General features: G+C 49.3%; 18 protein-coding genes. 14 read left to right on the top strand and 4 right to left on the bottom strand.

Going from position 1 to position 21,498, the window contains the following annotated elements; genetic code table 11:
- The first annotated feature begins 258 nt into the window (after positions 1–258).
- The 14 genes from fabI (at position 259) to VNN20_00735 (ending at position 17,494) form a co-directional block, all read left to right on the top strand.
- A complete protein-coding gene (gene fabI / locus VNN20_00800) occupies positions 259–1,014 on the top strand; it encodes an enoyl-ACP reductase FabI (protein ID HWP90725.1) in 756 nt (251 codons plus the stop codon).
- A gap of 77 nt (positions 1,015–1,091) precedes the next feature.
- Entirely contained in the window at positions 1,092–1,592 is a 501-nt protein-coding gene (locus tag VNN20_00795) for a hypothetical protein (GenBank protein HWP90724.1), read from the top strand.
- A 24-nt stretch (positions 1,593–1,616) separates the two neighbouring features.
- Complete coding sequence (locus VNN20_00790) at positions 1,617–3,017, top strand: bifunctional enoyl-CoA hydratase/phosphate acetyltransferase (protein ID HWP90723.1); 1,401 nt, start codon at positions 1,617–1,619, stop codon at positions 3,015–3,017.
- Positions 3,018–3,023: 6 nt separating this feature from the next.
- Complete coding sequence (locus VNN20_00785; GenBank protein HWP90722.1) at positions 3,024–4,208, top strand: acetate/propionate family kinase; 1,185 nt, start codon at positions 3,024–3,026, stop codon at positions 4,206–4,208.
- 22 nt (positions 4,209–4,230) lie between these two features.
- On the top strand, positions 4,231–4,575 hold the full coding sequence (locus VNN20_00780; protein ID HWP90721.1) for a hypothetical protein: 345 nt from the start codon (positions 4,231–4,233) through the stop codon (positions 4,573–4,575).
- 13 nt (positions 4,576–4,588) lie between these two features.
- Positions 4,589–6,961 carry a DUF3141 domain-containing protein gene (locus tag VNN20_00775; protein HWP90720.1) on the top strand — a complete coding sequence of 791 codons (2,373 nt, stop codon included), beginning with the start codon at positions 4,589–4,591 and terminating at the stop codon, positions 6,959–6,961.
- Between the two features lie 202 nt (positions 6,962–7,163).
- A complete protein-coding gene (locus VNN20_00770; GenBank protein HWP90719.1) occupies positions 7,164–8,174 on the top strand; it encodes an AI-2E family transporter in 1,011 nt (336 codons plus the stop codon).
- A 169-nt stretch (positions 8,175–8,343) separates the two neighbouring features.
- Positions 8,344–8,610, top strand: a complete 267-nt coding sequence (locus tag VNN20_00765; protein ID HWP90718.1) for a hypothetical protein — start codon at positions 8,344–8,346, stop codon at positions 8,608–8,610.
- 54 nt (positions 8,611–8,664) lie between these two features.
- Positions 8,665–9,780, top strand: a complete 1,116-nt coding sequence (gene cax, locus VNN20_00760) for a calcium/proton exchanger (protein ID HWP90717.1) — start codon at positions 8,665–8,667, stop codon at positions 9,778–9,780.
- A gap of 183 nt (positions 9,781–9,963) precedes the next feature.
- Positions 9,964–11,199 (top strand): efflux RND transporter periplasmic adaptor subunit, encoded by a 1,236-nt coding sequence (locus tag VNN20_00755; GenBank protein HWP90716.1) that lies wholly within the window; start codon positions 9,964–9,966, stop codon positions 11,197–11,199.
- Between the two features lie 23 nt (positions 11,200–11,222).
- Positions 11,223–14,423 carry a multidrug efflux RND transporter permease subunit gene (locus VNN20_00750; protein ID HWP90715.1) on the top strand — a complete coding sequence of 1,067 codons (3,201 nt, stop codon included), beginning with the start codon at positions 11,223–11,225 and terminating at the stop codon, positions 14,421–14,423.
- A complete protein-coding gene (locus tag VNN20_00745) occupies positions 14,424–15,857 on the top strand; it encodes an efflux transporter outer membrane subunit (GenBank protein HWP90714.1) in 1,434 nt (477 codons plus the stop codon).
- Between the two features lie 89 nt (positions 15,858–15,946).
- A complete protein-coding gene (locus VNN20_00740; protein ID HWP90713.1) occupies positions 15,947–16,642 on the top strand; it encodes an ion channel in 696 nt (231 codons plus the stop codon).
- A 99-nt stretch (positions 16,643–16,741) separates the two neighbouring features.
- Complete coding sequence (locus VNN20_00735) at positions 16,742–17,494, top strand: potassium channel family protein (GenBank protein HWP90712.1); 753 nt, start codon at positions 16,742–16,744, stop codon at positions 17,492–17,494.
- A 32-nt stretch (positions 17,495–17,526) separates the two neighbouring features.
- Here VNN20_00735 and VNN20_00730 read toward each other — a convergent pair whose 3' ends face one another.
- The 4 genes from VNN20_00730 to VNN20_00715 are packed head-to-tail and all read right to left on the bottom strand — an operon-like array spanning position 17,527 to position 21,125.
- Positions 17,527–18,165, bottom strand: a complete 639-nt coding sequence (locus VNN20_00730) for a hypothetical protein (GenBank protein HWP90711.1) — start codon at positions 18,163–18,165, stop codon at positions 17,527–17,529.
- Complete coding sequence (locus VNN20_00725; GenBank protein HWP90710.1) at positions 18,162–19,148, bottom strand: MlaD family protein; 987 nt, start codon at positions 19,146–19,148, stop codon at positions 18,162–18,164. Before VNN20_00725 ends, VNN20_00730 begins: the two co-directional genes overlap by 4 nt.
- Before the next feature lie 33 nt (positions 19,149–19,181).
- Positions 19,182–19,955: an ATP-binding cassette domain-containing protein gene (locus VNN20_00720; GenBank protein HWP90709.1), complete on the bottom strand. Its 774-nt coding sequence runs from the start codon at positions 19,953–19,955 to the stop codon at positions 19,182–19,184.
- A 6-nt stretch (positions 19,956–19,961) separates the two neighbouring features.
- Positions 19,962–21,125 (bottom strand): MlaE family lipid ABC transporter permease subunit, encoded by a 1,164-nt coding sequence (locus tag VNN20_00715; GenBank protein HWP90708.1) that lies wholly within the window; start codon positions 21,123–21,125, stop codon positions 19,962–19,964.
- Positions 21,126–21,498 lie beyond the last annotated feature (373 nt).

The raw sequence follows: 21,498 nt of genomic DNA, 5'->3' as shown, positions 1-21,498 counted from the left end.
ATATCGGGCGTCTTTGACCTCTTCTCACTAACTTGGTCAGGCTTAGCACACAAAAACATTAATGTTATCTACTGGTTATCTGGCCTTTATCCGTAATTTATATTTGGCATCCTAATTGCCCAACATATTTGAAAAACTTTTTGATTAGAAAATTGCCTACTTTATTCTTAGCGTAAACCTCTTTGTCATGTTCACACACAAGCTTGAATAAAACAATGAGAATTAGGAGAGCCAACAACGTTGCACATAGAAAAATTCATGCTGAAGGATAAAAAAGCCCTGGTGATTGGCATTGCAAACGAAGATTCTATTGCCTACGGCTGCGCAAAGGCCTTCAAATCCCTCGGAGCCGATTTAGCGATTACTTATTTTAACGACAAGGCTAAACCCTACGTCGAGCCTCTGGCAAAGGAGCTTGAGGCATCTATTTTCATGCCATGCGACGTGAGAAAAGAGGGAGACCTGGAAAAAGTTTTTACTGAAATTGGTCGAAAATGGGGCAAACTCGACATCGCACTCCATTCAATAGCCTTTGCCCCAAAGGGTGACCTGCAAGGAAGGCTGGTTGACTCATCCCTTGAAGGATTTCTCACCGCAGTGGATGTCTCTTGCCATTCCTTCATACGAATGGCCCGGCTGTCCGAATCCCTAATGAAGGAAGGCGGAACCCTATTTACCATGAGCTACTATGGCGCGCACATGGTCGTGGAACATTACAACCTCATGGGGCCGATAAAGGCAGCCCTGGAAGCTACCGTAAGATACCTGGCGGCAGAACTAGGCCCGAAGATCCGGGTTAACGCAATTTCTCCCGGGCCCATCCAGACGCGCGCAGCATCCGGCCTTTCACACTTCGATGAGCTTCTAAGCATAGCAACCGTGAAGGCCCCGGCCAAAGCACTCGCCTCAATAGATGATGTAGGGAATGCAACCGCGGCATTGGCAACTGAAGCAGGGAAGTTGATAACCGGTGAGACTATATACGTTGACGGTGGGTACCACATAATCGATTAACTTTAAGCAATGAGGTAAGGATGATTTTACATACGAGTTTAATGCGAAATACCGAAGTTAAGAGGAGGTCTTAACCTATGCCGGAAGAATTAGAACCGAAGATTGACCAGCTAATTGACAGCAACAAAGAAATTTCTCAGCTAAAACAAATTGTGAAGAAACACAAAGTTTATTGGATAGTCCAAGAGATGATTAATACGAATGAGAAAGGGGATAAGGTAAAAAACGGCTTCGTCTTAGCCCTTGTCGGAACACGCCAGAAAGTTTCCGACAAAGGTAAGACCTCAGAGATATTCGACAGCCTTGACCGAGTTGCCCAATGGATTATACCTAAAGAGAACCCCGAGGTCCGATTCGAGACTAAACGACATAACAGCATCTTTTTCTACATCCCCGGGGATGACCGGGACGAAGATAGAAGAAACGTCGTCGTATCCTTGTGGGTCTTGCATCGCGAGGGGTTCCACCGACCGATCGATAAACACCAGACAGAAGCAGTCAAAGAAATGGAAAAGAGGCTTAAGAGCATTGGCTCCCCGAAGGACCGTTGGAAAGAATCTTCAGAGGAAAGCATTTAACTTCAATTAGGAAAGAGGACATACATGGCCAAGATGAGTAACACAACTTTCGAGGAAATAGAGATAGGGGCAACAGCGACACTCACACGCATATTATCCAAGACCGACATTGAAGTCCTTGCCCTGGTATCGGGAGACGCAAATCCCTTTCATATAAAGAGTGAGGATGATTTCGAGGTCCAATCTGACGCAAATGCGACGCAGGGAGTCGGTGCCGAAGCACTGGTGTCTGCCGCATTAGGCACGAAGTTGCCTGGTCCGGGGATGAAGATAATCGAGCAGGACCTGCGCTTCGACGGAACAATCGCAGTCGGAGATAAACTCACCGCCACCGTTACCGCCAAGGAGAAGCGAAAAAAGAATGCCCTGGTCTTGTTTGATTGCCGCTGTGTCAACCAGGACGGCCAGGAACTGGTCTCCGGGACGGTAACCGTGTCCGCCCCGACAAAGAAGATAAGTTACAGCGAAGTAGCCCCGCCTCAACTGGTGCTTCGAAGGGGAGACGCATTCATCAAACTCTTCAAAGCTTGCGAGGAGATACCGCCGGTAGTATGTGCGGTCGTGCACCCCTGCGATAAGAACTCCCTCCTCGGGCCGGTCGAGGCGGCAAAGAGGGGAATTATAGAGCCGGTGCTGGTCGGCCCTGAGGATAGGATACGTGGTGTGGCCGAGGCTGAGGGGGTTGACCTTAGTCCATACAGAATAGTCCCTACACTGCACAGTCATGCCGCCGCAGAGAAAGCGGTGGAGCTGGCCAGAGCGGGAGAGGTGGAGGCGTTGATGAAGGGCAGTCTCCACACCGATGAACTCCTGGCACCGGTCGTGCCGTCTGCCACCGGCCTAAGGACTTCGAGGAGGATCAGCCATGTGTTTGTCATGGACGTCCCATCGTACCCCCGTATGTTGTTGATCACCGATGCGGCGATAAACATCTATCCCAAGCTGGAGGAGAAGGTGGACATAGTGCAAAACGCCATAGACCTGGCGCATGCGCTGGGGATAGAGGAGCCCAAGGTGGCCATACTATCGGCGGTGGAGACGGTGAATCCGAAGATAGAGTCGACCATAGAGGCGGCGGCATTGTGCAAGATGGCCGACCGGGGGCAGATTACCGGGGGGATACTGGATGGGCCGTTGGCGTTTGACAATGCCGTGAGCGAGGAGGCGGCCAAGACTAAGCACATAGTGTCGCCGGTGACCGGTGTTGCGGACATACTGCTGGTGCCGGACCTGGAATCTGGGAATATGCTGGCAAAACAGTTGTCCTATCTTGCCGGGGCAGAAAGCGCCGGGATCGTACTGGGCACACGCGTGCCCATAGTGCTGACCAGCCGGGCCGATTCGGTACGGTCAAGACTGGCCTCCACGGCGGTAATGGCTCTTGTCGCCCATGCCCGAAGAACCGGAAAACTCCCCGTGAGGTAAAAGAAAATGTCCGATTCGATACTCGTACTCAACGCTGGTTCGTCCAGTCTTAAATTCTCGGTATTCCTTAAAGACAGTCTCAAGCTGCTTCTTCGAGGCCAGATTGAGGGCATTTTGACCAAGCCCCATTTCGTAGCACGCGCTGATTCAGGTGATATTGTCGGAGAGGAAGACTGGCCTTCGGGGACGAATCTTGGGCACGGAGGGGCCGTCGAGTTTCTGTTTAAATGGGGAAGAACCGGCGTGCTCGAAGGGCACGGTATTGCCGCCGCTGGACATCGGGTAGTTCATGGAGGGCTTGAATTCACAAAACCAGTGGTGATAGATAACCATGTCATCTCAGCATTGGAAAGACTCGAACCCCTCGCACCCCTCCATCAACCTCACAACCTGGCGGCGATAAAGGCTATAATGCAAAGGGTACCGGAACTCCCCCAGGTTGCTTGCTTTGATACGTCGTTTCACCGAACTCAACCGGCTATCGAGCAGATATACGCAATACCGCGCAAGTACACCGACGAAGGAGTAAGACGGTACGGTTTTCACGGCCTATCCTACGAATACATCTCTTCGGTCTTACCCAAGTACGACGAGGAACTGGCCGCTGGCCGCGCTGTCGTAGCACATCTGGGCAACGGGGCCAGTATGTGCGCAATGCGGAATGGCAGGAGCATATCAAGTACGATGGGTTTTACCGCGGTCGGCGGTTTACCGATGGGAACACGCTGTGGGGCAATTGACCCGGGCATACTGCTTTATTTGATGAATCAGCACGGTATGGATGCTCAATCCATAGAAAATCTCATTTACAATCAATCCGGATTGTTGGGCGTCTCGGGCATCTCCAGCGACATGCGGGCACTGCTGGCAAGCAAGGACCCGCGCGCTCAAGAGGCGGTTGACCTCTTCGTTTATCGAATCGATAGGGAACTTGGCTCTCTCGCCGCCCTGGGCGGAATTGATGGGATCGTATTCACCGGGGGTATAGGTGAAAACTCGGCTATTATCCGAGCCAGGGTTTGTCGAGACGCTAAATGGCTTGGTCTTGACTTTGACGAGAAAGCAAACGAAACGGGCGGCCCACAAATAAGCAAGGAAAATAGCCGGATTTCTGCCTGGGTAATACCGACTAACGAAGAGTTAATGATTGCTACGCACACAAAGCAGATGCTTTTAAAGAAAGGAGATTAAGCAAACATGTCGGAGGTGCAGCATGTTCCTGGGGATTATTAATAAGAACGTGGATGACCTCGAACCTATCTGCCTGTTTGTCACAAGCCTTGACATGGAAGGACCGAATGAAGAAGAAGTTGGTAAAGCAGTTCGTGCACTTCTAGACGAATTTAAGCTAATTAGAACCCCAAACCCTTTTGTTTGGTTCTTTCTTGGCAGATGGAAAGCGTCGGTATCGGCGGAGCGGAAGGATAGAATCACGAGACTTCTTGACAGCCTGAAATCCGTCGACGGCGTTGCATTGGTAACGGTTTCCTTTGCGTGGACTATTTTTATGCAAAATTGGCAGGTCGCATGGAAGGCCTGGAGGGAAATAATATCTTGATTTGGAGGTTAAGATGGACGACGTTAAAGAACAAACCAAAAAATTTACTGGTTTCTACAATCTAATGGCAAAAGTAGGCGAACTATACTTTAAGAGGGTTTTTGACGCACAGAAGGCCTTTATGGCCAAGATGGAAGAAGCCGTTCAAGACAATCTCAAACCAGACGGCGCTGTCAATGCTCATCCTGGAGACACTGAAGACCAGAATCCCTGGCAAGCATGGTTATCTTACGTAACGGATTCCATCCAGCGTTCCGTCCTCTTCTGGGACACCATGCGCCAGCGGGGCAACATTTTCATGGAACATGAGCGCGCCGGAAAACCGCCGGTACTTGTTTTTGATTACGAAACAATCGTAGACGGGCGTGAGTTCAAGAAGCCGGTAAACTTTGCGCTTCTAAGAATAATTCCGCCGAAAGGAATCAAAGTTGACGACAACAAACGTCCCTTCATCATCATCGACCCGCGCGCCGGGCATGGTCCCGGAATAGGCGGTTTCAAAAAGGATTCCGAGGTCGGTGTTGCTCTCAAGGAAGGGCATCCTGTTTACCTGGTGAGCTTTTTCCCCGAGCCGATGCCTGACCAGACTATGCTCGACGTATCCAATGTGCAAATTGAGTTCGTGAAAGTCGTACACGACCGACATCCCAATAGCCCAAAACCGGTTATTTACGGCAACTGTCAGGGCGGCTGGGCTACGATGATGGTGGCCGCATCGCGCCCCGACATAGTCGGGCCGGTCGTCATTAACGGGGCACCGCTGTCATACTGGAGCGGGAGCTGGAGCGGGGGTGAAAGTGAAAACCCCATGCGCTATGCCGGAGGACTCTTGGGTGGTACATGGATGGCTCTTCTGGCCAGTGACCTGGGCAACGGAAAGTTCGACGGTGCGAATTTGGTGCAGAACTTCGAGAATCTAAACCTGGCGAATACATTCTGGGACAAGTATTATCATCTTTTTGAAAATGTAGACACAGAGCCCCCGCGCTTTCTCGAATTTGAAAAATGGTGGCATGGTTATTCTCTCATGAACGAAGAAGAAATCCACTGGATAGTGGATAATCTCTTCATCGGCAACAAATTGGCCCGCGGCGAGGTGAAAGCCGGGTCTCATTCCTTCTTCGATTTAAAGTCCATTCGCTCCCCGATCATAGTATTTTCCTCTAAAGGTGACAACATCACGCCGCCGCAACAGGCATTAAACTGGATTGCGGACGTGTACACTAGCACTCAAGAAATCAAAGCCAATGGACAGGTAATCGTGGCGCTGATTCAGGAGGAGGTTGGACACCTGGGAATCTTTGTGTCCGGCCGGGTAGCAAAAAAAGAACATTCTCAGATCGTCGAAGTACTTCAGTATATAGAAAGGCTTCGTCCCGGTTTATACCTGATGCGCATTCACGAGGTTAATGGTAAAGAAGGAATACGTTATGAGGTTACCCTAGAGGAAAAAAGGCTGGAAGACTTACGCCGTGCAAACAAATTGGAGCGTAAAGACGAAAAACCGTTTGAAGTGGTTGAAGAGGTATCTCAACTTAATGAAAAAGCCTATACCCTCTTTGCCCGTCCATTCATTCGTCCCATGGTCAATGAGACTACTGCCCAGCTTGGCCGGGTATTCAACCCTTTGCGCTGGCAGTGCTGGGCGTTCAGCGATTTGAATCCGGCCATGTGGCCATTAGCGGTGATAACCCCATTTGTCAAAAACTCGCGTAAACCTTCTTACCCCGAAAACCCGTACAAGATGTTCGAGAAGATGGGTTCGAAGGCGGTAAGCGCATGGCTTGACCTGCTCAGGGACCTGCGTGACGCTTCACAAGAATCCCTTTTCTTCCAAATTTACGGCAGCATGGTCGCTCTCGGTGTAACAGGAACTAAATGGGAAGAAGGGGTCGAAGCTAAGGTAGACCCGCGAGAATTACCCTTCGTGAAGGAGGCTCTCTCCGTGATAGATAAAGGTGGTTACCCCGAAGCACTAGCAAGAATCGCAGTGCTTGTGGGCACGGGAGCCGAAGCGATTCCACTTCACAGATTGGAGCTTGCTGATAAATTTATACGCTCTGACGAGGTAGTGTCAAAGATGTCAGAAGACGAACGGCGGAGGATCAGAAACGAGCAGGTGGTTATCGTAGAGTTCGAACCCAAGCGCGCCTTAGAGTCACTGCCTGTGTTGCTTGCTAATCATGGAGACAAGGAGAAGATGCTTTCGATTCTGGAAAGGGTTAAAGCGGATTTTGAACTCAACCAAAAGCAAAGGGCCATACTGGAAAAAATCGGCAAGGTTCTGGGTTCACCCGCACCGGATTTCAAGATAGGCTCAGTCGAGAAGGGAGTTCGCCCTATTCCACCGAAAAAGATGAAAGCATCAACAAGAAGGGTTCGATAAAACCCATAGCTTAAATCGAAGCTGTGTGATGAAAGAAAGGACAAAATGTCTGGTTCTGAAAGATTAAAACCTGAACTCCCAGGTATCGAGGCTGGAAGCTTTTCCTTGAATGTGAACACGTTAACTTCGTCGATGATGAAGAAGCCGGGCTCTATCACTATAGCGGCATAATAAAAATCTCTATTTTAGAGGTATCTGAAGAATGAACCCTCCTCTTAGGATGCTCGTAGGCGCTGCATGCATCGTTATCATAATCGCGGGTATGCATGCAGCAGCATCAATAGTCGGTTTTGTTTTTTTTGCAGCGCTTCTGGCAAACAGTATCGTCCCAATCGTTGATTGGATGGAGAGAAAGGGGCTTAAGCATTCGCTGGCTCTATCCATAACCATTATAGTTTTAATTATAGGCGGTATGGCTATTACCACGTTAGTCGGAGCCTCCCTGTCAAAGTTGATTCAAACCTTGCCCACCTATGAGTCCCAATTAACCGGTTTAAAGGAGAGTGTGAAGGATATTCTCATACGCATAAAAATCGACCCCTCGGAGCTGTTCTCTTCCACCGAATTCGATTCCAGGGCCATAATCAGGACGGTCGGCTCCTTTCTCGGCACGGTGCTTAAAATGATCGGCAACTCTATATTCCTCTTAATATTGATAGCTTTAATGGTAATAGAGATTACTAATCTTGAGAAGAAATTGCAGGAGGGCCGGTATACTCAGAGAATAATTAACGCACGGAGATTAGAGGTCAGAAAAGACATCAGAAAGTTTGTATCAATTACCGCTTTGGTTGGCTTTCTTACCGCCTGCGGGAACTTAATCCTTCTTGTTATATTGGGAGTTGACTTTGCATTGCTCTGGGCAGTTCTATCTTTTCTATTTAGTTTTATTCCCGCCGTCGGAGGCATATTATCTCTTATCCCGCCTTTTCTTTTGGCGTTTTTAGAGTTTGGCTGGACTAAAGCCATTATAGTTGCCGTCGGTTTCATAGTCATAAATAACGTCTGCGACAACGTGATCAAACCCAAGCTGATGAAACAGGGACTGGATATATCTATACTCCTCATCTTTCTTTCGCTGCTCTTCTGGAACTGGGTCTTAGGACCGATCGGGGTAATACTGGCAATACCGCTTACATTAGTAATTAAGAGAACCGTTGCGGAATTAAGTAGAGCGGAAAATCAGACAGAACTGGGGCCGGGGTCAAGTTAACATTGAAAGGATTAAGTAAATGCCTTTGGAAACTAAAGTACCAAACCTGACATTTGACGAGATAGAGGTGGGTGCCACGGCGGTGACGGCACTGGTTGCTCGTGCAAAAAGAACTGCAGGATTCGTTACGAAGTAGATGTAAAAATATTAAATGTAAGGAGGGTAAGTTATGGGTAGCGTTGACCAAAGACATGAGAAGCTGGTTAGCTTGCTAATAAATCTATTTGAATCCGAAGCCCGGGGGAAATTTGCTTTTGATTTGGCATTTAATACCGTGACCAATCTACTGAGAGCCCAAGCTCTGGAGAAACTCTTGATAGATAGCGGGGTCATTGATGCTAAACAACTTGAACAATATGTGAACAAAGCTGTCAGCGAATTTCCGGAGAACTTCAAGCGTATTTTTGCTGAATTAGCAAGTATGGCTGAAGAATGAGAACTGAAGCAATGGAATAGCGGAACAGGAAAGAAAAGAACAAAGGAACAAACAATGGAGAAATCGGCAAATCACGGGCTCACGCATCTATCACTAAAAAAACCTACCCTCAACTGGTTGCTCGTTTTTATTCCGGTGACTCTTGTGCTCGAACATGCAGGGCATATTCCGGCTCCGTTTATTTTTTTCTCTGCAGCACTAGCGATCCTCCCCATAGCCAGTCTAATCGTAAAGGCTACAGAACAGATTGCCGCACGTACTGGTGATGCCATAGGCGGGCTTCTCAACGCCACTTTCGGGAATGCCCCTGAGCTGATCATCACTATTGTTGCGCTGAAGGCCGGATTGTTTGACATGGTTCTGGCGGCACTTATCGGAGCAATCCTTGCGAATCTCCTACTTGCCCAGGGGGTGTCGTTCCTTCTTGGAGGCTTACGTCACCACGTACAGGAATATAACGCATCGGCGATGCGACTTTATAGCTCGATGATGCTTCTGGCCGTCATCAGCTTAGCGGCGCCGAGCGCCTTCAGCCGGTTTTTCTCTTCTCAGGACACCGTGCGGCAGGAGCACCTTTTGAATCTAGGGCTGTCGATAGCTCTACTCGTTGCCTACGGCCTCTATCTCTTGTTTATGCTGAAGACCCACCCCGATGTTTTCTCCAGCGCCGGCCATAATGAAGAACACCACAGCGAAGGCCGGCAATGGGGGATACCCAGGGCCGTCGGGAGCCTTTTAGCCGCCTCGGTGCTAGCCGCCTTGATGAGTGAGATTCTTGTTGGCGCGGCTGAGGGGACAGGGAAAGCTTTGGGCATGTCCCAGACGTTTATCGGTCTTGTCTTTCTTGCAATCGTGGGTGGTGCGGCGGAAAGCGGGTCAGCCATTGTCACTGCCAGGAAAGACAAGATGGACCTCTCCGTGGGGATACTACTCGGGAGCTGCATCCAGATCGCGCTATTCGTAGCACCCGTATTGGTCCTGATGAGCTATGTAGTAGCTCCAAATCCCTTGACCCTCTCTTTCGGAAGGATGGAGATCGGGACGCTTTTTCTCGCTGTCCTCATCGGCGCAGTGGTTTCTGGGGACGGCCACGCCAACTGGTATAAAGGAGTTCAGCTTATCACTGTATATGTTATTATAGCGCTCATGTTCTATTTCATGCCGGGATAAACCTGTTTTTAGGAGAACTCTCTTAAACGGAGAATAGAGCAGGAAAGTTCACAAAATGTATATATTGATGGGGAACGGGTAATATAACAAATCAAAAAAATAAAAGGAAAAAGATTGGATTAAAAAAAATAAAAAAGATGGACTCTAAGCTAATAAAATATGTGAGTCTCGTGAGGAGGGAATGTGAATAGCATTAGAATCGGATTGGGCTTATTAGGTACGGTTTTCTCGCTTTGTAAATTACACGGATTTATCTTTTTCTTCCTTCTCATTTCGCTCTTATACTCCTGCCACGGGGAGAAGAAAGAAGGGTCTCAGGCTTCCGCCGTCGAGGTTACGGTCATCAAGGCCGAGCCTAAAACCGTGCCGGTGACGATTGAGTACGTGGGGCAAACCCAGAGCTCCCACATCGTCGAGATTAGGGCCCGGGTCGAGGGTTATATAGATAAAATAGCCTATAAAGAAGGTTCTCTGGTCAAAAAAGGCGACCTATTGTTTCAACTTGACCCACGCCCATTCCAGGCTAAAGTCGAGGAGGCAAAAGGGGAGCTTGCTGCGGCAAAGGCAAATCTTACCAGGGCTAAGCGCGAGTATGCCCGTATAGAACCCCTTTATAAACAAAATGCAGTGAGTCAAAGAACCCGAGATAATGCCGAGGCAGCCCTTCTAGAAGCGGAGGCGTCCGTACAATCAGCCAAGGGGAAACTCATGGATGCCGAGGTCAACCTGGGTTATACCACAATCACTTCTCCGGTTACCGGGCTTTCTGACTTCGCCACTCAGCGAGAAGGCGCATTGGTATCACCCGGACCGGACAGCCTGCTTACGACTATATCCGTTCCCGACCCGATGTGGGTCTACTTCAGTGTTTCAGAAAACGACCTGTTTAAGTATCGAGACCAGATTATCAAAGGGTATTTAAACTTCCCACCGAAGGACGATTTCCAGGTGCAACTGGTGCTGGCGGACGGTTCGATCTTTCCGGAAAAGGGCCGTGTGACGTTTGCCGCGCCGTTGTTTAGTCAGCAAACCGGAACCTTCCTCGTCCGGGCTGTGCTGGCTAACCCGCCTATGCCAGCTAGCCCATATGGTCTTTTGCGTCCGGGACAGTTTGTGCAGGTACAGTTGATCGGAGCCACCCGTCCAAATGCCATTGTCGTGCCGCAACAAGCGGTGGTGCAAACAGCAAAAGGACATGCAGTGTATGTGGTAAAAGACGGCAAAGCGGAGCTTCGTAACGTCGAGGTCGGCGAATGGCAGGGCGCCGATGGCTGGTTCATCACGTCGGGGCTGAAAAGGGGAGAAGAAGTGGTCGTAACCGGAACCAATAAGCTCAGAGAAGGTGCGCCGGTAAAGATTGCTCAGCAGAGTACTGCGGGGGCCCAGGGCGCAGATCCCTCTTCGCAAGCGGGACAGTAATAATAGATTAAGGAGGCGTATGGATGTTTTCCGGGATATTTATTGATAGACCGATTTTAGCGGCGGTGATTTCGATTATAATTGTACTGGCCGGACTTGTTTCAGCGCTGACATTACCTATAGCGCAGTATCCCAACATCACCCCGGTTCAGATCCAGGTGACGGCAACCTACCCCGGTGCGGACGCTGAGGACGTATCCAATGCGGTCGCCGCCCCGATAGAGTACCAGGTAAACGGCACCGAAGACATGATCTATATGTACTCGACCAGTTCTTCCACGGGCAATTACACCCTATCGGTGTTTTTTGGCATAGATACCGACCCGGACATCGCCCAGGTCAACGTGCAGAACCGGGTTCAATGGGCAATGGCTCAGCTACCTACCTCGGTACAGGCGCAGGGCATACAGGTGCAACCGCGCACAAACTCCTTTCTCATGGTAATCGCTCTGGTTTCTCCCGACGGCACATACGACCAAGCCTATCTAACCAACTATGCCAATCTCTATGTCCTGGATGCCTTTAAACGTATCCCTGGTGCAAACCTCTCTCAGATCTTTGGCGTTCCTTTTTATGCAATGCGTCTATGGTTGAAGCCGGACCGTATGGCACAGCTAAAGATTACCGCCACCGATATTGCCGAGGCAGTAAAAGCCCAGAACGAGCAGTATTCTACCGGACAGATCGGCCAATCACCCACATCTAACCCGGTAGAGCTTAGCTTCCCTATCATAGCGCAGGGGCGGATGTCTGACCCCTCCGAGTTCGAGAATATCATCCTGCGCACCGATTACACGGGCGCAGCGGTAGTACGAATAAAAGACGTGGGGCACGCAGAGCTCGGCATGCAGAGTTACTCGCTACGCTCCAGATACGACAATAAACAGGCGGCGCTGATAGCAGTCTACCAGCAGGCAGACGCCAATGCCCTCGATGTTTCAAAGCAGGTTAGGCAGACTCTGGAAGAACTGAAAAAGGACTTCCCGCCCGGACTGGACTATCAGATTGCGCTGGACGCCACCAAGTTCATTAAGGCGTCAATAGACGAGGTGTTCCATACTCTAATGGAAGCGGTAGTTCTTGTGGTGCTGGTCGTCTTCCTTTTTCTCCAGAGCTTCAGGGCAACGGTCATACCCTGTATCGCCATCGTGGTCTCAATAGTGGGTACGTTCATCGGCATGTATGCGTTGGGCTTCTCCATCAATATGCTGACGTTATTCGGTATGGTCCTGGCGATTGGTCTTGTGGTAGATGATGCAATCGTAGTCGTCGAGAACGTCGAGCGTAACATGCATGAGTTCCACCTGGAGCCACGCCAGGCTACCCGGCGTGCCATGGAGGAGGTCACCGGTCCGGTTATCGCCATTGTCCTTGTGCTTGGTGCTGTTTTCATTCCGACAGCGTTCCTTGGCGGTATCACCGGACAGCTTTACAAACAGTTCGCCGTCACGATTGCAATATCCATGGCTATATCCGGATTTGTGGCACTGACGCTCACGCCGGCGCTTGCGGCTATCATCCTTAAACCGCAGCACGGTGATAAAAAAGGCTTCTTAGGAAGATTCTTCAAGTGGTTTAACGACTGGTTCGACCGTATGACACACCACTATACCAACGCAGTCCGTTCCGTGATTAAACGGGCAACCTTGGCCCTGATTCTGTTCGGTATTATGGTGGTGGGGATATATAGTCTTTTCCGCACCATCCCGACGAGCTTCGTGCCCGCTGAAGACCAAGGTTACTTGTTTGGTGTAGCCTACTTGCCCGATGCGGCAAGCCTAGACCGAACGGAGAAGGTGGGCAAACAAGCAACCGACATTTTTCTTAAGAATCCTGCCGTCTATTCGGTCGCCGTCCCAAATGGATATAGCTTGCTTGATTCTCAATTGAAAACAAATGCGGCAACGCTTTTTATCTCACTCAAGGACTATGAAGAGCGTGAGGAAAAGTCCATGCAGGCTCCTGCGATAATCCAGGAGGTCTTCCCAGAGCTTGCAGCGATTAAGGATGCTCAAGTTTTTCCCATGAACCCACCGTCAATACCCGGTCTTGGTGTAACTGGTGGCTTTGAGTTTTGGGTCCAGTATCGGGGCAGCGGAGGCTACTCCGAGGTGGATAAAGTTACGCGCGAGTTTATAGGGAAGGCCAGCCAACGCCCGGAGCTAGTAGGACTGGCCAGTACTATCCACTCTACCAGTCAAAAGCTTTTCCTCGAGGTTGACAGGCAAAAGACTCAAGCGCTCGGAGTGCCCATTAAGGATGTGTATGACGCCATGCAGACGCTCTACGGCTCGCTCTATGTGAGTCAATTTGACAAGTATAGCCAGGTGTTCCAGGTCATTTTGCAGGCAGAGTCTCGATACCGGGTACGCCCGGAGGACATTGGACAGATTTACGTGCGCACAAGTCAGGGAGATATGATGCCGCTTTCAGCGGTAGTTAAGACCCGCTATACTACCGGGCCTGACCTGGTTTCCCGGTTTAATGGCTTTCCTTCAGCGAAGATCACCGGCAGCGCTGCACCCGGTTATAGCTCAGGACAAGCGATAGCAACCATGGAAGAAGTTGCCCGCGAAGTACTGCCTGAGGGCTTTACGTTTGCCTGGAGCGGAGAGGCATTCGAGGAGAAACAGAGTGGCGGGACTTCATCGCTCGCTTTTATATTCGGTCTTATATTGGTGTTTCTCATCCTTTCAGCCCAGTATGAGAGCTGGTCTCTGCCTTTGAGTGTGACCCTGGCCGTACCGACTGGCATTTTCGGTGCACTGCTGGCCGTCTGGCTTCGAGGGCTCGACAACGACGTCTATTTCCAGATCGGCCTGGTTACACTGGTCGGTTTGTCTGCGAAGAATGCAATTTTAATCGTCGAGTTTGCGGTGCTAAAACGCCGGGAAGGGCTTTCTTTCTTAGATGCGGCAGCAGAAGCGGCGCGGCTCAGGCTTAGGCCGATCGTGATGACCTCGCTATGCTTCATTCTTGGTATGGTGCCCCTGGTCATTGCCAGCGGAGCAGGAGCCAACAGCCGCCACTCGATCGGTACAGGGGTTATGGGCGGCATGACCTCGGCCACGTTACTGGCAGTATTCTTCGTGCCGCTATTCTTCTTCCTTGTAGAGAACTTCAGCGAGCGTTTTTTCGGTAAAGAGAAGAAGGTCACAACTGCAGAGCCGGTACACGGCGATGGGGTGGCACAGACCGTAAACCCAAAAGAGGAAAAAGTCTAAATGATGCTCAAATTTCTTATTCTCCCAATAATCTTTGCTTTGATGCTCTCAGCCTGCATGCTTGGGCCGAATTACAGCCGACCGGATTTGGATGTTCCACAAGGCTGGCGTTTATCAGTCGAGAAGGCTAATGAAGTTGCCAACGTTTCCTGGTGGGAACAGTTCAATGACCCGGTTTTAAGCAAGTACATACAAACTTCGCTTGAGCAAAACAAAGACCTCAAGATAGCCATAGCAGTGGTTCAAGAATACTACGCCCGGCTGGGCATTACCCGCTCTGAGCTTTTCCCCCAGTTAGATGCAGCAGGTGCGGCAGGCAGGATAAGGTCTTCGAGTAGCTTTCTCCCCAGTTCTGAAGGCGTTGACCGAAATTTCAATGCCTTTGTCATCGCCTTTAACCTTTCCTATGAACTGGATATATGGGGACGTATACGAAGGGCAACTGAGGCTGCCCGCGCCGAGCTTTTGAGCCAGGAAGAAGCCCAGCGTACCGTTATTCTAACCCTTGTTACCTCCGTAGCTAGCACGTACATTGACTTGTTAGATCTTGATAAACGACTCGATATCGCCCGTCAAACACTTAAGTCCTTCGAGGAATCCCTCCGTCTTATTGAGCTTCAATTCAAAGGTGGAATTGTGTCGGAATTGGAAGTCCGGCAAGCACAGTCGCAGGTTGAGTCTGCTGCTGTGGTGATTCCACAACTGGAAACTCAGATTGCCCAGAAAGAGAATCTGTTGAGCGTATTATTGGGAAAAAATCCCGGTGCCATAGAAAGGGGTCGTACAATTGATGAGCTGTCATTGCCTAACATTCCTTCTGGACAACCCTCGGATTTGCTCGAGCAACGTCCTGATATTCTACAAGCCGAGAATCAGCTTATTGCAGCAAATGCAAGAATCGGCGAGGCAAAGGCCGAGTATTTCCCAAAAATCAACCTTGCCGCCCTCCTTGGTTTTGAAACGCCGGAGCTTGATAATTTTTTCGATCACTCCTCGCTTTTCTACCATTTTGGCGGCGTCCTTGCCCAGCCGCTCTTCGAGGGAGGAAGAATAATATACAAGGTTAAGGGAGCCGAAGCACACAAGGAACAGGCGCTCTTCAACTACGAACAGACAATACTTAACGCGCTTAAAGAGGTTAATGATGCACTCGTAGGATATAAAAATTCTGATGCAGAGTTAGGAATACAGGCCAGGCAGGTAGCCGTATTGAAGGATTACCTTCGTCTGGCCGAACTCCAGTATGACGAGGGATTGGTGGAATACCTAAACGTACTCGATGCTCAGAGACAACTCTTTGATGCCCAGCTTGCACAAGCACAAACACAAGGCAAGCACTTCCTAAACCTTGTGGGTTTGTACAAAACTCTAGGCGGAGGCTGGGTGGTGGAGGCGGAAAAGCTGAGTGATAGTTCGCAGAAACTACAAAATTAACTCCAATACCAATCGAATAATGCTTTAATAGTTTCATTCTCATATTATCTGTGCCAAGTAAAGAGCAGTATCTCTAGGGAGAGAATAAGGTGCATAGATTATTCTCTAGATTTTGGTCTACCGATGATAGAGGGCTTACTGTTCTGCTCGCTGTGATGGTTGTCTACTTGTTAATACTATATCCATTTTCCACTCTCGGCGCATTCGGAGGTTTTGTTATATCTTTATTTTTTACTCTTGTTTTAATCTCCGGCGTCACAGCCGTTACTGATAGGTCATTTATTAAGATACCAGCAATCGCATTTATACTGCTTATTTTTGTGCTCCATCACTACTTATTAAAATCTCAGGCTACGCTTCTAGATTTTATCGATACTTTAGTATCACTCATATTTCTAGGTCTATTTGAATTTGTAGTGCTCTTTCATGTCTTTCGTGAGGGTCCGATTACCGCGCACCGTATCAGGGGTGCCATTGTCGCTTATATGCTGTTTGGCCTTATCTGGGCTCAATCATATCTGTTGATTGAGTTATATTCACCAAACTCTTTTGACATTAATGGCCTACCCTATGTACCCCTAATTCATCAACTCACAGCGAGTCTCATATACTTTAGCTTTGTAACACTCACGACAATCGGCTATGGCGACATCACGGCCATAAATCCATTTGCGCGTGCCCTGGTGATGTTTGAAGGCCTAATGGGTCAGCTTTTTCCCGCAATCTTGATTGCTAGACTTGTGTCCCTTCAGATCTACCAAAAAGAATCGGGGCGGGATAAATAAAATGGCATATAAAAAACAAAACGATACGTGGTATTCTCAGGCTAGCGAATGGCTCTTGATTACAGACAATTGGCACAAGATTATATATATTAAGGGTCTATGGTTAAAAAAGCTCAACAAACCGTGAAGAAGCTGACCCACCCAATCAAGCACTTTTGGGAAACCGACCTAAGCCTGACCGTTCTTCTAGTATTGTTATTTATATCCATATTTATCATCACCCCGTTACACCATGCCGGAGAGCTTCGTGCATTCCTTATCTCAGAGATTATATTCTCGCTCATACTCATTACCGGTGTGATGTCAGTAGTCAAATATCAATTCATCACCTTCCTGGCCGTTGCATTCGCTTTGGCCTCCTTCCTGGTTCGCTGGATGCGTATTCTGTTACCTTTTGAGAAGCTAGTGATCCTGGATAACTTAATGTCTATGTTATTCATGGGGGTGCTCGCAGTGGTAGTGCTGATACAGGTGCTCCGTGAGGGTCCGGTAACGATGCACAGAATCATGGGAGCAGTAGTCGTTTATCTGCTTCTCGGCTTAATGTGGGCATATGCTTATGACCTGGTCGAGCTATTGCGGCCTCAATCTTTCGTGGCGGAAGGCTCGCCCATGTCGGTCCTGAACAACGAGATCCCTCCGCCGAAGCTTTTATACTTCAGTTTTGCCACGCTAACCACCGTCGGCTATGGGGATATAACAGCGGCGAATCCTATTGCCCGTTCCTTGGCGGTTCTTGAAGCACTAGTTGGTCAGCTTTTTCCGGTGATACTTATTGCCAGGCTAGTATCCATGGAACTTTTTCACCGTCAACTCCGAAAGGAGTCCGGAAAAGACCGGTCTTCAGGCTAGTAAAAAGTGTGCCGGAAAGTCTTAATCCCGGCTCAGCGGTTGCTCACTCCACTAATACTGACCTTTCTCAAATCCTCTTGAAGAGCGGCCAGGATTTGCTCAAGAGCCTCGTTCCACCCTTCCACCAGGATGGAAGGAGAATTAGAACTTAGCGCGATTTCCCGGCGGTAATTATTTTGAAAAACTATCACCGGGTTGGCCGGTCGGTCGTCTATGAGAAAAAACTGTATAGCCAAAACTGCTTTCGGTGCACTCCGGGTCCTGAAATCACCATACAACTCGCTTACGTTACCCTGGAGTGTAAAATCAGTATTCAAATTGGCGGTTGAGTCCACCACGTGCTGGAATGGGCCAGACCGGGATAGGTATTTAATGACTTCATCCGTGATTAGGAGTACCGGTGCCCGGAAGAACTGGTTATAAAAATCCGATTCGTAGCTCAGCTCACCTTTTCGATAGACAAACTCCCTACCCGAAAAGCTCGGTGATATCTGCAGTCTGTCCACTTCCAGCGTGGCTCCGTACACCGCCTGCTTATTCGGATTATTATTATCGGCAACGCTCAGAATGTAATAATTCCTCTCTGGATAGCTCCTTTGCAGTTTGGCACAAGCGGACAAGCCCAGAATTACTACTATAAACAGCGGGAAAACCGGATATCCTTTCATCATTTGCTCACCTCATCCAAGCGCGGCGGGGGATTGCCGAATAGTACCCAGGATGGATATTTCCTGGCCGTATCCATTAGCTCGCTTAAATTTTCAGAAACCCTTCTTATTTCATCGAGTATTATCTCTATTTCTTGTTGCTGGCTGGCAGTAAATGTGTTTAGGGAACTTAAGCCCCTATTAAACTCTGCAATCGTTCTTGGCAATTCCTGGGATGCGACATTGATATTCTGAAGGGCTTTTGAAGCATCCTTCAAGCTTTGTTGAACCTCTTCGCTCTCCATTATTGCGTCTAACCTCTTTGAGTTATTCTCTAGCGATGCCACCAGCCTCCTTATATCCTGAGAGACGGCGGCAACCTGCGCGTCTTCTACTACTTTATTAGTATTGACGAGAAGTAGGTCAACCTTATCCGCAATTCCCTTTATGTCTATGCTTTGGATTGTTTGCGTCAGGTTTTCTACTGCCTGGGTAATAAGGGTAATAGTGCCCGGGGCAGAGGGCACGTAGAAATAATCCGGTTCCCAGTCTATCTTAAGGGGAGTATACCGCTTAGGGTCTAGGTAAAGCATGTTGAGAAAGGCTACCCCGGTGACCCCTTGAGAGGCCAGCTCCAGTCGTAATCCTTTGTCGATCATTGCCTTAAGCAGGTCCTTTCGCTCCAATTCCGGTAATATCCCACCCCGGCTTAATCTGGGACCAACAAGCTCCGGATAAATCTCTGCCCGGACCAGCACGTAATCATACTCGGTGTTGTAATAGTTAAACACGAAGGAAATCTCACTGACGTTACCGATCTGAACCCCCTGGAACTTTAGCGGAGCGCCGACATCCAATCCCTGGACAGACTGATTAAAATACGTCTCTATGGTAACCTTGGCTCGAAAGAACTTACCGGCACCGAATACTATGATGCCTATGACCACGATGATAAATCCGACAATAACGAAAACGCCGATCTTGTAATAATTGGTCTTTGCGCTCATGCCGCATACTCCATTCCGCTTAGATTATCTTTATTACCCTGTCGCATCCAGTTCTACCTCCCTATTGAAGAATTGACGAACCCATGGGTTTGGAGAATGATCCCGCAACTCCTGTGGCTTGCCCGTTGCTATAATACCCTTCGTCCTCTTATCCAGCATGATTACCCGGTCGGCAATGGTATAGATGCTCGGTAGTTCATGTGTTACCACTACGAACGTAATGCCGAGGCTCTGCCTTAGCCTTAAGACCAAGTGGTCTAGCTCTGCCGAAGTGATAGGGTCAAGCCCCGCCGACGGCTCGTCGAGGAAGAGTATCTCCGGGTCTAGAGCCATAGCCCGGGCTATGGCCGCCCGCTTTTGCATCCCCCCGCTTATCTCGGAGGGCATATAATTCTCGAATCCATCTAATCCCACCAGCTTGAGCTTCATACGCGAGATTAAATCCATGGCATCCTGAGGAAGGTCGGTATATTCTTCGAGAGGAAGGCGCACATTTTCAAGTAGCGTCATAGAGCCGAAAAGCGCACCGCGCTGGTACATGACACCGATCTTCTTCAATATTCTGATGCGGTCCTCCCCACCCGCCGCGGCAATGTCATCACCGTCAATCAGGATTTGCCCTTCTGCCGGCTCATACAGGCCGATCATGTGCTTTAGCACAGTGCTCTTTCCGCATCCCGACCCGCCCAGTATAACAAAGATCTCCCCACTGTAGACCTGGAAAGAGATATTATCGATTATAACCCTATCGTCGTAAGCCGCAGTGAAGTTTATGACCCGTATAATCGGCTCTTGGCTTTCGCTCATGCCTAATCAAATTCCCAGGTAGTAGAATAAGACACCGAATATTCCATCGACAAATATGATTAATACTATGCCGCTGACCACCGCACTGGTCGCAGAATCCCCCACTGCCGCCGCACCTGTTTTAGTCCTCAGCCCTTCCAGGCATCCTACACCGGCTATTATCGCCGCAAAAAAGAGGGACTTAAAAAGACCCTGAAGAAGGTCAACGTAGCTAGCCGCCAGCACCATCTCATTCACGTAGGCAACCGGTGGGAAACCCAGCGCCAGCATGACCACGCCCCCTCCCAGAATGCCGAAAAGATCGCCGAAAACCGTCAGGATCGGTATCATGAAGATGGCGGCGATCAGCTTTGGCACCACCAGAAACCTAACCGGATCGAGCCCCATGGTATTGAGTGCATCTATCTCCTCATTCACCTTCATCGTCCCGATTTCTGCGGCAAACGCCGAACCGCTTCTGCCGTTGACCACGATAGCCGTCATTAGCGGGCCGAGCTCCCTGAACACAGCCAGGACCAGAAGGTCGGCGACGAATATTTCCCCGCCATACTTTTTGAGTGGTATGGCTGACTGAAAAGCTATCACCAGCCCTACCAGGAAGTTAACCAATGCGATGATGGAAAGGGCATTCACCCCGATCTTTTCCGAGGTCAAAAACACGTCCTTCCACCTTATCTTACCCGGGTTAAGAAGGGCCCGAAAAAGTGCAACTACCGCTTCTCCAATGAAGGAAATATTAGCCCGAATCTCCTGCCATATATTCACGGTTGCTACACCCACTTCCTCGGGCAGCGCGATATCTTTAGGCTTTTCCGCACTCGTCTCTTTAAACTCTTGAGCGGGAAATAGGTCGAGCAGTTGCTGAAACTCGCTGGCCAGGCTTTTAACCTCGAATCTTCCTCCGGCCTTCTCCTGGAGTTCCCGTAATTTTATGAATAAAGCGATTCCCGAGCCGTCGCAATAATTAACTTGAGAAGCATCTACTACCAACTGTCTCGGTGAAGAACTTTCTAGAGCGGATAGAGCCTTGCTCCAGGCTCTTCCGGTCGTATACGAATCGAGCCGGCCGGCGATTTTCAGGGTTAGGATTTCTCCTTCCTTCTTCTGAATCTCTATAGAGGGGAAAAGCGTATTGTCCGGGATGCCTTTCATATGTGCATAAGTATTCAAACTTTCCTAATTAAATCAATTACGTGCAATGGACAGGCCATTTGGGCGGATATGGCAGTGAAACCGGCAACTGGCCGTAATTGGTAGCATTTAATTGTAAGTAAAGATTATAGTGGTACTCCCTCCCTCCGGATTACCCCCGATATACCGTGCTATCCACGAAATATCGGGCATTTATATACGGAGTCTTTATAAGACCTGTAGCCTACAATCACATGTATAAACTGCCTTGGGCAAGAGTGGTAGGAGCACGCTGCAGCGTACCCCTACTCCCCGTGGCTGCGCAGAGGACATACAAAATCTCTACTCCCTTGAGGGAGAGACACGCTGTCTCCGAATCACCCCGGTTAAAGGAAATTGATTTACAGCACCA

The sequence above is a fragment of the Thermodesulfobacteriota bacterium genome, assembly GCA_035559815.1.
GTDB lineage: Bacteria > Desulfobacterota_D > UBA1144 > Nemesobacterales > CSP1-2 > DATMAT01.
Note: the sequence above shows the minus strand (reverse complement) of the source record. Positions and strands in the feature narration are given on the sequence as shown.